General features: G+C 50.9%; 13 protein-coding genes. 2 read left to right on the forward strand and 11 right to left on the reverse strand.

Going from position 1 to position 13,746, the window contains the following annotated elements; genetic code table 11:
• Positions 1-19 precede the first annotated feature (19 nt).
• From AGRI_RS10365 to AGRI_RS10415, 11 genes are all read right to left on the reverse strand, one after another.
• Positions 20-499 (reverse strand): DUF3015 family protein, encoded by a 480-nt coding sequence (locus tag AGRI_RS10365; RefSeq protein ID WP_008984891.1) that lies wholly within the window; start codon positions 497-499, stop codon positions 20-22.
• A gap of 106 nt (positions 500-605) precedes the next feature.
• On the reverse strand, positions 606-1,298 hold the full coding sequence (rsuA, locus tag AGRI_RS10370; protein ID WP_008984892.1) for a 16S rRNA pseudouridine(516) synthase RsuA: 693 nt from the start codon (positions 1,296-1,298) through the stop codon (positions 606-608).
• A 26-nt stretch (positions 1,299-1,324) separates the two neighbouring features.
• A complete protein-coding gene (gene cysQ, locus AGRI_RS10375) occupies positions 1,325-2,089 on the reverse strand; it encodes a 3'(2'),5'-bisphosphate nucleotidase CysQ (protein WP_008984893.1) in 765 nt (254 codons plus the stop codon).
• Between the two features lie 15 nt (positions 2,090-2,104).
• Positions 2,105-2,728 (reverse strand): adenylyl-sulfate kinase, encoded by a 624-nt coding sequence (cysC, locus tag AGRI_RS10380; protein ID WP_008984894.1) that lies wholly within the window; start codon positions 2,726-2,728, stop codon positions 2,105-2,107.
• A 58-nt stretch (positions 2,729-2,786) separates the two neighbouring features.
• The gene (gene cysG, locus AGRI_RS10385; RefSeq protein ID WP_008984895.1) at positions 2,787-4,208 is read right to left on the reverse strand and encodes a siroheme synthase CysG; all 1,422 of its coding nucleotides are present in this window, start codon (positions 4,206-4,208) and stop codon (positions 2,787-2,789) included.
• 227 nt (positions 4,209-4,435) lie between these two features.
• Positions 4,436-5,980 carry an alkyl hydroperoxide reductase subunit F gene (ahpF, locus tag AGRI_RS10390; RefSeq protein ID WP_008984896.1) on the reverse strand — a complete coding sequence of 515 codons (1,545 nt, stop codon included), beginning with the start codon at positions 5,978-5,980 and terminating at the stop codon, positions 4,436-4,438.
• Between the two features lie 178 nt (positions 5,981-6,158).
• Positions 6,159-6,725, reverse strand: a complete 567-nt coding sequence (gene ahpC / locus AGRI_RS10395) for an alkyl hydroperoxide reductase subunit C (RefSeq protein ID WP_008984897.1) — start codon at positions 6,723-6,725, stop codon at positions 6,159-6,161.
• 297 nt (positions 6,726-7,022) lie between these two features.
• Positions 7,023-7,796 carry a substrate-binding periplasmic protein gene (locus AGRI_RS10400; protein ID WP_008984898.1) on the reverse strand — a complete coding sequence of 258 codons (774 nt, stop codon included), beginning with the start codon at positions 7,794-7,796 and terminating at the stop codon, positions 7,023-7,025.
• A gap of 78 nt (positions 7,797-7,874) precedes the next feature.
• Complete coding sequence (locus AGRI_RS10405; RefSeq protein WP_040291829.1) at positions 7,875-8,612, reverse strand: phosphoadenylyl-sulfate reductase; 738 nt, start codon at positions 8,610-8,612, stop codon at positions 7,875-7,877.
• A gap of 27 nt (positions 8,613-8,639) precedes the next feature.
• Positions 8,640-10,358, reverse strand: a complete 1,719-nt coding sequence (cysI, locus tag AGRI_RS10410) for an assimilatory sulfite reductase (NADPH) hemoprotein subunit (RefSeq protein ID WP_008984900.1) — start codon at positions 10,356-10,358, stop codon at positions 8,640-8,642.
• Complete coding sequence (locus tag AGRI_RS10415) at positions 10,358-12,172, reverse strand: assimilatory sulfite reductase (NADPH) flavoprotein subunit (RefSeq protein WP_008984901.1); 1,815 nt, start codon at positions 12,170-12,172, stop codon at positions 10,358-10,360. The genes cysI and AGRI_RS10415 overlap by 1 nt, the downstream gene beginning before the upstream one ends.
• A 297-nt stretch (positions 12,173-12,469) precedes the next feature.
• Between AGRI_RS10415 and AGRI_RS10420 the strand changes: the two genes are divergently transcribed.
• Together AGRI_RS10420 and AGRI_RS10425 are read left to right on the forward strand one after the other, a co-directional pair.
• The gene (locus AGRI_RS10420) at positions 12,470-13,252 is read left to right on the forward strand and encodes a DUF2884 family protein (protein ID WP_008984902.1); all 783 of its coding nucleotides are present in this window, start codon (positions 12,470-12,472) and stop codon (positions 13,250-13,252) included.
• A 126-nt stretch (positions 13,253-13,378) separates the two neighbouring features.
• Positions 13,379-13,726, forward strand: a complete 348-nt coding sequence (locus AGRI_RS10425; RefSeq protein WP_008984903.1) for a RidA family protein — start codon at positions 13,379-13,381, stop codon at positions 13,724-13,726.
• Positions 13,727-13,746 lie beyond the last annotated feature (20 nt).

A 13,746-nucleotide genomic window follows, 5' to 3' on the forward strand; every position in this document is an offset into this window, starting at 1 on the left:
TTCAATGGAGTGCAATAAATCAGATGACCTGACACTGGGCAGCAAACTTGGTGTTGATGGTGTTATCCAGTTGATTATAATAAGCTTCTGCTTTGGCAGCCTGGCCTTCAACGTTAACATTAAAGTCTGCACGAACATCCTGAATAATGGCCTGGTGCGCCGTAGCGTCACAGCCCATCAGGTTCAGCATAGCCGTTAAGTGTTCACCTTCACCAGCAACCGTTTCTTCTTCGATATTGGTGATAGTGCTGTTGATAAATTCAGCAGCAGCAACTTTGATGCCTTCACAAGTATTTTGTGAGCTGACGTTTGAAGTCACGGCAGTAGTACCCAAGTCCCAGATAATATTTGATAACGCAGCAGCAGTGCCGTTGTCATCGAAAATCATCGCACCAATACCACATTGCTTCCAAGGGTTAACTTTTTGTTGCGCCTGTGCAGCAGGAGTCGTCGCTAAAGACAGGGTTAAAACGGATGCAGCTAATAACGCTAGTTTCATGTGAATCTCCATATTTTTGATATTTTGCGTGTTCCCGCGCGAAGAAACTACTGAAAGTGAAATCTGAATGCAATAGCAAATTTGTAACTTAAGGTAAAATTAGTGATTAACTCAAAAGCCGTATTTCTTCCTCATTTAAACTACGATACTCCCCCTCTGCCAAATCAACCGGCAGCTGCAAAGCACCAATCCGCTCGCGATGGAGTCGCTCAACTTTATTGCCGATAGCGGCAAACATCCGCTTTACTTGATGGTAGCGGCCTTCGTGAATCGTCAGCAGGGCTTCGTGCGTTGCCACCAGCTCTAATTGTGCCGGCTTGGTCGGCTCTTTTTCGCCGCGAAGCATCACGCCAGCGGCAAATTGCGCAATGGCGTCAGCTGGGATTGGATCCGCAGTCCAAACCCGATAAGTTTTAGCAACATGATGTTTCGGCGAGGTCAGGCGATGTGACCACTGGCCATCGTCAGTCAATAACAGTAAACCTGTGGTATCCAGATCCAGCCGGCCAACAGTATGTAACCGCTCTACTAGAGGCTCGTCCAATAGCGTAAACACTATCGGATGTTCAGGATCATCATTGGCACAGACATAGCCGGCAGGCTTATGCAGCATAATATAGCGTGGGCCGATCAGCTGCAGCGGCTCGCCGTCGAGCTCCACCTGATCCGTTACACTGACCTGACGGGCAGCTTGCTTAACCAGCTCGCCATTAATACTGACTAGGCCCTGGCGGATACTCTTACCGGCCTGAGTGCGGGTCAGGCCGGTACAGTCACAAATAAACTTATCTAAACGCATAATTCACCCTGATTGATGAATGTAGTTTAGCCCGCTCTTAGCGCCGAGACTATAAAATTCGGATTCAGTAGCTGTTCGCGCTGGTAAGCCGGGCCGCTGATACCGTCAAATTGCACGGTCGCGCCGGCCTCTAATGCCACGATATGACCGGCAGCCGTGTCCCACTGCATCGTCGGGCCAAAGCGTGGATAAACATCGGCCACCCCTTCGGCGACGAGACAGAACTTCAAAGAACTGCCTACTGCAACCATCTGATGCTGCGGGAATTGTGCTAGATAGCCCGCTAAATCCGGGCTGGGGTGGCTACGACTACCAACCACCCGAACCCGATCGGAAGTTTGACTAACCTGAATTGACTGGCTACCGGCTGCGGTTTTTAGCCAAGCGCCCTGACCTCTGGCCGCATAATAGGTTTTTGCCAGCACTGGCGCATGCACCACACCCAGAACCGGCTCACCTTGCTCGATCAGCGCGATATTGACGGTAAATTCACCATTGCGTTTGATAAATTCCTTAGTGCCATCCAACGGGTCGACCAGCCAGTAACGTTGCCAGTGCTGCCGGATATCCCAACTGATATTGGCGGCTTCTTCCGATAAAATGGGAATATCCGGCGTCAGCGCCGTCAGGGCATTAACAATCAGCGTGTGCGCTGCCAGATCAGCTGCCGTCAGCGGTGAGGCATCGGCTTTGTCAGTAACATTAAACTGACTGCTATCCTGCTGATAAATCTCTAAGATTGCCTGGCCGGCTTGTTCGGCTATGGTAATAACCTGTTGCAGATATAACATAGACTTTTCCATTAATCAGGTGGCGGCAGGGGCAATAACTGCCTTGGCGAGCAGTAAATCGAGCAAGAGTTGTACACTTTGCTCTAACGAGAATTCTGCGGTATTCAGCACTAAATCGGCAGCCTCTGGCGCCTCGTAGGGATCCGAGATACCGGTGAATTGCTGAATTTCGCCGGCGCGGGCTTTTTTATATAAGCCTTTAACATCACGCTTTTCACACTCTTCAAGCGGCGTGGCGATATAAATTTCCAGAAATTTCCCCGGCGGCAACATCTGTTTTATCCGCTCACGCTGCTCGCGCAACGGCGAAATAAAGGCGCTGAGTACGACTAAACCGGCATCGACCATTAAGTCAGCGACAGCAGCAACCCGGCGTAAATTTTCACTGCGATCGGCTGCGCTAAAGCCTAAATCTGCACATAAACCATGCCGGACATTATCTCCGTCCAGCAAATAGGTGTGCACACCACGCGCCAGTAAAGCTTGTTCAAGGGCATTGGCAACGGTCGATTTACCCGAACCACTTAAACCGGTAAACCATAATACTGTACTTTGATGGCCCTTTAGCCGGGCTCGTGCCGCCGCATCAATCTGATACGGCTGCCATTGAATGTGACTCGCTTTGTTGCTTTCTGTCATACCGCCTGCCTTTGGAATTTTGGTTACTGTATCAGCATCCCCGAGAAAGATCAGCCACTTAAGCCAGCCGGGTTAACGGCTGGGCAAAGACTGCCGCCGCAGGTCTTTGCCCAAACCAATGCAACTGCGATTGTAACGCTACCACTTCGCCGATCACTAATAAGGCTGGTGAAACCACCTGTTGCTGCTCGACCAATTGCGCTAATTCAGACAAGGTGCCGGTGATCACCCGCTGTTCACGACGGGTGCCATTTTCAATAATCGCCAGCGGTGTTGCCGGATCGCGGCCGTAAGTCAGCAGCTGCTGTTGGATATCGGCTGCTTTTAGAATACCCATATAAATCGCCAGCGTTTGATGCGGCCGGCTCATACTGTGCCAGTCTGGCTCATCGCCAGCTTTACGGCAATGGCCGGTCACAAACTGCACACTTTGCGCATAATCCCGATGGGTCAACGGAATACCGGCATAGGCGGCGCAACCGGCCGCGGCAGTAATACCCGGCACCACCTGAAACGGGATCTGCTCTGGCAACAGGGCTTCAATTTCCTCGCCACCGCGGCCAAAAATAAAGGGGTCGCCGCCTTTTAAGCGACAGACTTTTTTACCTTGTTTCGCCAGTTGTACCAGCAGCGCATTGGTATCCTGTTGTGGCATGGAATGCGCACCGGCTTTTTTGCCGACACAAATCCGCTCTGCATCACGGCGTACCAGCTCCATAATCTGTGGCAACACCAGATAATCGTAAACCACTACATCGGCTTGCTGCATCAGTTGTAAGGCTTTTAACGTTAATAACTCCGGATCGCCCGGGCCGGCACCGACAATCCATACTTCGCCCTGCCGTGGTTGTTCACTCTGTAGCATCTCTGCTAACTGTTGCTCCGCTTGCTGTGGCCGGTTCGCCTCCAGTTGCCGTACCACATCTGAGTCAAATACCCGCTCCCAGAACTGACGTCGCGCCGCAAAACCCTGAATTTTCGCTTTGACCTGGTCACGAAAACGCCCAACCAATTCAGCCAGTGGCCCCAGATGTTGCGGTAACAGCGTTTCTAACTTTTCTCTTAGCCGACGGGCTAATACCGGGGCGGTACCAAAGCTGGAAATAGCAATTAAGATCGGGCTGCGATCAATAATCGATGGAAAAATAAAGCCACACTTTGGCTGATCATCAACGGTGTTAACCAGCATATTGCGCTCTGTAGCGGCTTGATAAACCGCCGCATTCACCTCGTCATTATCGGTGGCGGCAATCACCAGCAACTTGCCATCCAGCAGCTGAGGAGTAAAAAAACCGGCTAACAACTCGGCTTTGCCCTGCTGTTGCCACTGAAGAAATTCCGGCGCAAAATCCGGCGCTACCACGGTTAAGCGGGCGCCGGCGCTCAATAAGGTACCGGCTTTACGCAGCGCTACACTACCGCCGCCAACAATCAGCACCGGTTTATCGGTTAGTTTTACAAAAAGTGGCAGATACTGCACAGTCGCCTCGGGTTGCAGCCTTTATCATCAGGCTGACAGCTTACCCAGCAGTGCGGCAAAGCGGAAATAGCAATTTGCGCTCAGTTATAACCAAAGGCTATCAAAAATAGCGTTATTTATACTCAAGCTAATAAGGTGGCGGTATATTTCAGACATAAAAAAGGCGGCAACCAAACGTGCCGCCAAACAGGGATGAGAGAGTATCCCAGGCTATGTAAAACGGTTGCTTAGTGACGGATCAGATAATCGAACGCGCCCAAAGACGCATTAGCACCGGCACCCATCGCAATAATAATTTGCTTATAGGGCGCTGTGGTGGCATCACCGGCGGCAAAGACGCCAGGGATCGAGGTTTGACCACGCTCATCCACGATAATCTCGCCACGCGGCGATAATTCCACTGCACCACGTAACCACTCAGTATTAGGTACCAGACCGATCTGCACAAAAATACCTGCCAGTTCAATCCGTTTCGCTTCTCCGGTTTTACGATCGGTATAGTTAATACCGTTCACACGGGTGCCGTCACCTGTCACTTCAGTGGTCTGGGCTTCGGTAATAATGGTGATATTGCCCATGGAGTTGGCTTTTTTCACCAGTACCGCATCGGCCCGTAGCTCGGCGGCGAATTCTAGTACTGTCACGTGCTCAACGATACCTGCCAGGTCAATGGCCGCTTCAATACCGGAGTTACCACCACCGATCACGGCGACTTTCTTGCCCTTAAACAGCGGGCCATCACAGTGCGGACAGTAAGCCACACCTTTACCACGGTATTCCTGTTCACCCGGCACATTCATTTCGCGCCAGCGGGCGCCAGGGCTTAAAATCAGGGTTTTACTTTTCAGTACCGCACCATTGGCCAGCTCCAGCTCAACCTTATCGGTTTTGCGCAGCTTCACCGCCCGCTGGTTATTCATAATGTCCACATCGTATTCACGCACATGGGCTTCTAAACCAGCGACCAGCTTTGGACCTTCGGTGTACTTCACCGAAATAAAGTTTTCAATGCCGACGGTATCTGCCACCTGACCACCAAAGCGCTCGGCCACAATACCGGTATTTAAACCTTTACGGGCGGCATAGATTGACGCCGCTGCGCCAGCCGGGCCACCGCCGACCACTAACACATCGAATTCCGCTTTGTTTTTCAGTGCTTCGGCCTGACGTTTTTCGGCGTTAACGTCAATTTTCTGGATAATTTTCTCCAGCGTAATGGCACCTTGCGAGAACAACTCGCCATTCAGGTATACAGAGGGCACTGCCATAATATTTTTGGCTGCAACTTCATCCTGGAACATGGCACCGTCAATCATCACGTTAGTGATGTTCGGGTTAATCGCCGACATAATATTCAGCGCCTGTACCACTTCCGGACAGGTCTGGCAGCTTAAGGACACATAGGTCTCAAACTGGAAGCTGCCGCTGATATTTTTAATTTGCTCAATCAGATCGGCTTCGACCTTGATCGGGTGACCACCAGAATGCAGTAAGGCCAGTACTAACGACGTAAATTCATGGCCTAGTGGGACACCGGCAAAGGTAATTTGCGTATTTTTGGCCACAGAGCGCACCAACATGGCGGGTTTACGCTGGGCCTGACTATCGTCGCGACGATAGGTGACTAAATTCGATAATTCGGCAATCTCAGTTGCCAGTTCATTTACCTCGGCTGCTTTGGCGCTATCATCTAAAGATACCACCAGCTCAACCTCGGTTTTCAGGTTTTGCAGATAGGTTTGTAATTGTTGCTTCAGGTTAGTATCTAACATAGAGAATAAGTCCTTAAAAACTGAAAGTCGCGGCGCAGCAAGGCAAGGGAGGATCGGGCCGGTGTTTCCACCGGCCAGACACCAAAGTTTCCTTTGGCAGTGTGAAGCTGGATTACAGCTTCACAGAGGGGCTGTAATCAGCTTACAACACTGCAGTTGCCTGCAAGTTGCATCAAACTTAGATCTTACCAACCAGATCCAGAGAAGGTGCTAACGTCTTCTCACCTGGTGTCCATTTAGCTGGGCACACTTCGCCGTCGTGGTTAGCAACGTACTGAGCAGCTTGTACTTTACGGAACAGCTCAGCAGCTGAACGGCCGATACCCAGGTCGTGGATTTCACATACTTTGATCACACCCTCTGGGTTGATCACGAAAGTACCACGCAGTGCCAGACCGTCTTCTTCGATCATCACACCGAAGTTGCGGGTGATAGCACCGGTTGGGTCACCGATCATTGGGTATTCGATCTTCTTGATGGTATCAGAAGCATCGTGCCAGGCTTTGTGAGTGAAGTGGGTGTCAGTAGAAACAGAATACACTTCCACACCGATTTCTTTGAACTTAGCGTAGAAATCAGCCAGGTCACCTAATTCAGTTGGGCAGACGAAAGTGAAGTCAGCTGGGTAGAAGCACACTACAGACCACTTGCCCAGTAAGTCCTGATCAGTTACTGGTACGAATTTACCCTGATGGTACGCAGTTGCTTTAAACGGCTTGATTTTGGTATTGATTAATGAAGACATGTGTTGCTCCTTACAGTTAATAAAACAGTTAATGTTTCAACGCTGACTAGTGTAGCCAAGCCTCATCAGCTTTTAAAACGAATAAAACAAATCATACTAATCGCTTTAATTGATAAAGCCCAGTTCACAGTTATACGATTGGGCGCCAAAACAGACCAACGACGGCGATAAAAGTTCGCCTGTATTACTCTGCACTAAGGTTAGGGCTAGGGCAGCTGATTTCAATGCTGTAACAGCGAATTAGACCACAACATAACAACAGAAGATGACGCAGGGGTGACAACAGATGCAGGCTGTTTAGCCTTGAGTTGCAGGTAAGGTATCACTCTGCAAGCGCTTGGGTTGCAGAAAGTACTCCATTAATTGTTGATACTCGCCCGTGGCTTTAAGCTCGTTCAGCGCCTGTTGTAGGCGTTCTACCAGTGCTGGCGGCATTTCAGGGTGCAACGCCAGATAATTATGACCTACTGCAGACAAATCAATCACCGGTTGCACGACAGTCCGCAGCTGTTGATGCTCAGCCAGCCATACCGGCAAAATAAGCTCTGACGCAATTAACAGATCAACCTTGCCATGTAAAAAGGGTAACACCGCATCAGATTTACTATTAAAACGTAGTAAGTTGACATCCACTTCAAAGCCCTGGCTTTGCAGATACAACTCATAAACGTCGCCACGGGCAACCGCAACAATATATTGCTTCGCCTGCTCCAGAGTGCGGGGCGGCGCATCAAGGCGGGATGTTAGCCAATACATACTGGCACTGGCATGGGCCAGTGGCCCAACCCATTGAAAAGCGTCTTCCCGTAACGGATTGCGTGAAGTGGAGTACAAACCGGATTTGGGATCATTTTGCGCCGCTTCATAAGCGCGTAACCAGGGCAATAAGCGGAATTCACATTGGATCTTGGCAATTTGACAGCTACGCCGCACCAGTTCAGTGTTCAGACCGGTAATTTGCTGGTCTTTTTCGTAGCTATAAGGCGGGAAGTGCTCGGTATACATCACCAGCGACTCCGCCCGCAGCCATAGCGGCATTAACAACAGACAGCTGACAGCCAGAAATTTCATTACTTAGCTAGCACCACACCCTTAGATGTAACTTAATATGGCTGAATTTTCAGCAAAGCGATAGCGCTTTCAGAAAAATTAGATACCGTCACCGTCCATATGCAAACCGCATTCGCGGCCAAAGCCATTAAAGCGGGTATCCTCCTCACTCATGCCCGGTTCAAATTTCGCAGTGGAATGGGTATCACCAACCGACAGATAGCCCTGCTCCCACAACGGATGGTAAGGCAGGTTATGCTGTTTTAAGTAGTAAAAGACGTCCTTATTGCTCCAGTCGATAATAGGCTGCACCTTAACCACCCCGCGGCTGATTTCCACTATGGCTTTATCGGCACGGGTGCTGCTCTGGCTGCGGCGCAAGCCGGTAAACCAGGTGCCCACTTTTAGCTCGCGTAGCGCTCGCTGCATGGGCTCGACTTTATTAAGCTGATTATATTGCTTGATACCCTCAGCACTTAACCAGAGCTGGCCATAGCGGGCTTCCTGCCACTGTGGACTGAGAGCAGCGCGATAAACCTGCAAGTTCAGTCCCAGTCGCTCAGTCAGCTGATCAATAAACTGATAGGTTTCCGGAAATAAATAGCCGGTGTCGGTCAGCACTACCGGAATATCCGGTTTTTGCACGCTGACCAGATGCAGCATCACCGCGGCCTGAATGCCAAAACTGGAGCTGAGCATCGGTTGCTGCGGTAAATGACGCAGCGCCCAGGCCACCCGCTCAGCCGCCGACAGAGGCGCCAGCAGCGAATTAAGCTCCGCCAGCCAGGCTTGCTGCACTTCGGTGCTCTGCTGCAGGATCTGCCGGTAATCATTCAGTACTTGCCCCATGCTGCTTACTCCGGCTCAGGCGTGAAAATCGGTTTTAGACACTTTGACCTCTGCGACCACACCGCTGCGGATCACAAAGTCACCAAAGTCTTCGCCGGCCTGCCGTTCGGTGGCCCAACGCCCGATAAGCTGGTCAAGCTGAGCTAAAATCTCCGCTTCTGCAACGTTATCTAAAAACAGTTTCGGGATCCGGGTACCGACTTTGTTACCCCCCAGATAGACATTGTATTTACCCGGCGCCCGGCCCACTAAGCCGACCTCGGCCAGCATCGCACGGCCACAGCCATTCGGACAGCCGGTGACCCGCAGCACGATATGATCGTCGGCAACGCCGTTTTTGCTAAGCAAGCCTTCAACTTTCGTCACCAGTTCAGGCAGATAACGCTCCGCTTCCGCCATTGCCAGCGGGCAGGTCGGGAACGACACACAGGCCATCGAGTTTTTACGCTGCTCACTGTGGCTGTCATCCAGCAAACCGTATTGACGTGCCAGTTGTTCGATTTGCGCTTTTTGCTCGAGCGGCACGCCGGCAATAATCAGGTTCTGGTTTGCCGTCATCCGCAAATCGCCCTGATGGATCTTCGCGATTTCCGCTAAGCCGGTTTTTAATGGTTTGCCGGGGAAATCCAGCACCCGGCCATTTTCGATAAACAGCGTCAGGTGATGTTTACCATCAATGCCCTCGACCCAACCAAAGCGATCGCCGCGGCTGGTAAAGGCATAAGGACGCACCGGTTCAAAAGCCACGCCAACGCGCTTTTCTACTTCACTACGGAAATTGTCGACGCCGATGCGATCGATGGTGTACTTGGTTTTGGCGTTTTTACGATTCACCCGATCACCATAATCGCGCTGCACGGTGACCACATGCTCGGCCACTTTCAGTACATGCTCCAGGCTAATAAAGCCCAGCTCTTCCGCCCGGCGCGGATAAGTCGAGGTATCGCCAAAGGTCATCGCCAGGCCGCCACCAACCAGCACATTAAAGCCAATCAACTGGCCGTGCTCGGCAATGGCAACAAAATTCAGATCGTTGGCATGCACATCAACATCATTGTGCGGCGGGATCACCACTGTGGTTTTAAACTTACGTGGCAGGTAGGTATCACCCAGCACCGGTTCGGTCTCGGTGGTTTCAATTTTTTCCTCATCCAGCCAGATCTCGGCATAGGCGCGGGTTTTCGGCAGCAAATGTTCGCTGATCTTAATCGCCCACTGATACGCCTGTTGATGTAACTCGCTCTCGACCGGGTTAGAGGTGCAAAGCACGTTACGGTTAACATCTCCGGCAGTGGCAATCGAATCGATGCCAATGCTGTTTAAGAACTGGTGCATCGGTTTAATATTCGGCTTTAACACGCCATGAAACTGAAAAGTCTGGCGGGTGGTCAGGCGGATACTGCCATATAAGGTGTGCTCGGCCGCGAACTTATCGATAGCCAGCCATTGCGTTGGTGTAATAATGCCGCCGGGCATCCGCGCCCGCAGCATTACATTGTGCAGCGGCTCCAGCTTTTGCGCCGCGCGCTCCGCGCGGATATCACGGTCATCCTGCTGATACATGCCGTGAAAACGGATCAACATAAAGTTATCGCCGGTAAAACCACCGGTAATCTCATTTTGCAAGTCGCTGGTGATAGTGCCACGTAAATGGTCGCTTTCAGCCTTTAAGCGCTCGTTGTCCGACAGCTTGCCCGGCGCGACAAATTCAGGATTAACAGGATACTGACTCATTAATACACATCCTTCTGATAGCGTTTGGCTATCCGTAACTGATCTAAATACTGTTGCGCGGCCTTTTCATCTTTACCGCCTTGCTGCTGCACTATCGTCAACAACGCCTGATGCACATCTTTCGCCATCCGGGCGCCATCACCGCAGATATACAGGTGTGCACCCTGCTCTAACCATTGCCAGACCTCAGCGCCATGTTTCAGCAGCTTGTGCTGCACATAGACTTTTTCCGCCGTATCACGGCTAAAGGCAACGTCGAGCCGGGTCAGCAAGCCTTGCTTTAAGTAATTCTGTAGCTCCACCTGATACAGGAAGTCCTGGGTAAAGTGTGGGTTACCAAAGAATAGCCAGTTTTTACCGCTGGCGGCACGGGCATCCCGCTCTTGTAAAAAGGCGCGGAACGGCGCAATGCCGGTGCCCGGGCCAATCATAATTACCGGGGTGTCATCATTTTCCGGCAAGCGGAAGTTGTTATTGGTTTCAACAAACACCTTAATGCTGCCACCCTCTGCTAACCGCTCGGCTAAAAAGCCGGAAGCGCCACCCAGATGCGGTTTGCCATAGGCTTCATAACGCACCACACCCACCGTTAAATGCACTTCGTCCTCTACCTCGGCCTGTGAGGACGCAATAGAATATAAGCGTGGCTGCTGCTTACGTAGCGCATCCACCAGTTGCTGCGCGCTAATCAGCGCCGGATGTTCACGTACGATATCGATAATCTGCCGCTCGCTCAGATAGCTGCGTAGCGCGGTTTTATCGGCCACTAAAGCTTGTAACGCGGCGCTGCCGCTGGCTTTGGCATACTTATCGACGAAGGCGGGATAGGACTGGGTTAGCTCCAGCTGTTCAGTCAGGACATCACTAATGGTCAGACGCTCTGTACCCAGTAATACCGGGGTAGTAGCGGCAATGCCAGTGAGCAGTAAGAGCTCTTTTACCAGCTGTGGGTCATTACTGAAATAAACACCCAGGGCGTCACCCGGCTGATAACGCAGCCCGGAGCCCGCCAGCGAAATCTCAATATGCCGCACATCTTTGCTCGAATCACGGCCAGTGATCTTCTGATTGGTATACAGCTCAGCGCTAAACGGCTGTTGTTTACTGTAACTGCTCTCTGCCGCCGCCGTTTGGCTGACACCCGGCCAGCTAATAACATCAGCCGTTGCCGCCGGCGCCTGCGCAAATTCCGGCTCTAAGGTAGTGATTAGCTGCTGCTGCCAGTTTGCGGCGGCAGTGCCGTAGTCGACATCCAGATCGGCCCGGGCAATAATAGCTTTGCCGCCTAATTCGGCGAGGCGCTGATCAAAATCCTGTGCTGTTTTGCAGAAAAATTCATAGCTGGTATCGCCTAAGCCCAATACCGCATAACGCAGCTCTGGCAGCTGTGGCGCTTTTTTACTAAACAGGAAGTTATAAAAGCTGATGGCATTTTCCGGCGGCTCTCCCTCACCATAGGTCGAGGTGACAATCACTAAAAAGCGCTCATTTTTCAGATTAGCCGCTTTATATTCGGCCAGGTCCTGCACCTTAACCGTAAAGCCTTTGCCACTGGCGGCCTTGCCCAGATCTTGCGCAACATGCTTGGCATTGCCGGTTTGTGAACCATATAGCACTGTTAAAGTCGCGGCAGGTGCCGCTACCGCCGAAGGAGCAACTGCCACACTCTGACCGGCCAATTGGGCACTGGCCGCCAGATAGCCACTAACCCAGGCTTGCTGGATCGGATTAAGCTGGCTTACCAGCCCCTGTAATTGTTTTACCTGCTGTTCAGACAGCGGGCTGGCCTGAGCGACCAGTGACGATAACAGCATAACAAACCCTGCTTAAATTAATTACCCACATTTTAGCCATCCAGATGACTACTGGTAAAAGAATGGATCTCTCTTGGTTATTCCAGAAAGGAATTAAAAACTCAGGCGGCCTGAATAAGTTCTTTCTAAAGACAGTAACAACCACTTAGTCAAACTCACTACTTTTTAGCAAATCCAACAATAAACTTCCTAAGCCCGTCACTAATAAAATAATTTTATTGTTTAAAATCAGCGTATTAATAGTTGGCATTCACTTTGCTCTGCTAACAGGGTCAAATCAGCAAGAAGGATAAAATAATGAAAGCATTACTGTTAACTGCCGCTGTTACTATCTCTAACCCGGCGGTAGCTGAGCAAAGCTGCCAGTTTCAACTTGAACACGATTTACTGATCTCACCCACCCAACTGGTTTTGCAACAACAACAGCAGCCTCTGTGGCGTATTGACCCACAAGGCCGGCTTTGGTTAGCAGACAAAGAGCAAACAACGGATGCCGAAAGCCGGGCGCTGTTACAGCAATATCAGGCTGGCATTCGCCAGCAAGCTAACTCTACGGTGGAGTTAGTGACGGATGCCATGCTGTTGGCGAGTACTGCGGTAGGGCAGGTATTAACTGAACTGACCGGAAAATCATTGCAAGACCATCCGGCGCTGCAGCAGGTGATGGCAAAAATTCAGCTCAGTACCGACAATATTATTATCCGTAATGGCGATACGCTGGAGTTACGTGGCAGCCAGATGTCGACACTGGATCAGGCTTTTGGTCCGGAGTTTGATGCAGCAATTGAAAACCTGGTCGAGGAAAGCATGGGCAATATTATGCTGCAAATTGGTAAAGCCATGGTCAATGGTCAGGGCAACTTCGAGCAGCGGATGGAAGCCTTTGGCCAACGCATGGAAAAATTTGGCGAGCAGTTAGAGCAAAATATGCAGCAAAAAGCCAGTGTGCTGGAGCAGCGCGGTGAAGCCATGTGCCAGCAGGTAGAGCAACTGGATCAACTGGAAAGTCAAATTCAACAACGTTTGCCGGTGATGCAAGATTTTGATTTGTTTAACACTCAGAAAACGGCAAAAAATTAACACCCATTCCTAACCACGGCCTTGGCGTACTGCATCGCATGACAGTACGCCCTTTTTTATTGTGCGACTGGTACTTTTTTACAAAGCGAGGTAGCCTGCAACAGTTAAGCTGAAAAAGGAGTGGTTATGACAATCCAACGTATTGATCCGACAGTGCGTTATTCAGAAGCCGTGATCGCCAATGGGCTGATCTTTTGTGCCGGCATGGTACCTGATACAGATGCTACCGATATTAGCCAGCAAACCCAAAATGTGCTGTCTCAGGTGGATGCCTTACTGGAGCGCTGTTTTAGTGACAGCAAAAAACTGGTCGACGTGACTATTTTTCTGGCCGATATGGCCGACTATGCCGCGATGAATCAGGTGTGGGATGCCTGGCTGCCCGTCGGTGCCGCGCCTGCCCGCACCACAGTAGCAGCGAAACTGGCCGATCCGCATTGGAAAGTCGAAATTAAAGTCGTCGCTGCCCAGTGAGGTCTAGTCGAAAAATGACG

The sequence above is a fragment of the Alishewanella agri BL06 genome, assembly GCF_000272005.1.
Classification (GTDB): domain Bacteria; phylum Pseudomonadota; class Gammaproteobacteria; order Enterobacterales; family Alteromonadaceae; genus Alishewanella; species Alishewanella agri.

Bases quoted from the DNA above. Each gene is read 5' to 3' on its own strand.
- rsuA (WP_008984892.1), bottom strand. From the start codon at position 1,298: ATGCGTTTAGATAAGTTTATTTGTGACTGTACCGGCCTGACCCGCACT.
- AGRI_RS10400 (WP_008984898.1), bottom strand. From the start codon at position 7,796: ATGAAATTTCTGGCTGTCAGCTGTCTGTTGTTAATGCCGCTATGGCTG.
- cysC (WP_008984894.1), bottom strand. From the start codon at position 2,728: ATGACAGAAAGCAACAAAGCGAGTCACATTCAATGGCAGCCGTATCAG.
- AGRI_RS10415 (WP_008984901.1), bottom strand. From the start codon at position 12,172: ATGCTGTTATCGTCACTGGTCGCTCAGGCCAGCCCGCTGTCTGAACAG.
- cysI (WP_008984900.1), bottom strand. From the start codon at position 10,358: ATGAGTCAGTATCCTGTTAATCCTGAATTTGTCGCGCCGGGCAAGCTG.
- ahpF (WP_008984896.1), bottom strand. From the start codon at position 5,980: ATGTTAGATACTAACCTGAAGCAACAATTACAAACCTATCTGCAAAAC.
- AGRI_RS10365 (WP_008984891.1), bottom strand. From the start codon at position 499: ATGAAACTAGCGTTATTAGCTGCATCCGTTTTAACCCTGTCTTTAGCG.
- cysQ (WP_008984893.1), bottom strand. From the start codon at position 2,089: ATGTTATATCTGCAACAGGTTATTACCATAGCCGAACAAGCCGGCCAG.
- ahpC (WP_008984897.1), bottom strand. From the start codon at position 6,725: ATGTCTTCATTAATCAATACCAAAATCAAGCCGTTTAAAGCAACTGCG.
- AGRI_RS10425 (WP_008984903.1), top strand. From the start codon at position 13,379: ATGACAATCCAACGTATTGATCCGACAGTGCGTTATTCAGAAGCCGTG.
- AGRI_RS10420 (WP_008984902.1), top strand. From the start codon at position 12,470: ATGAAAGCATTACTGTTAACTGCCGCTGTTACTATCTCTAACCCGGCG.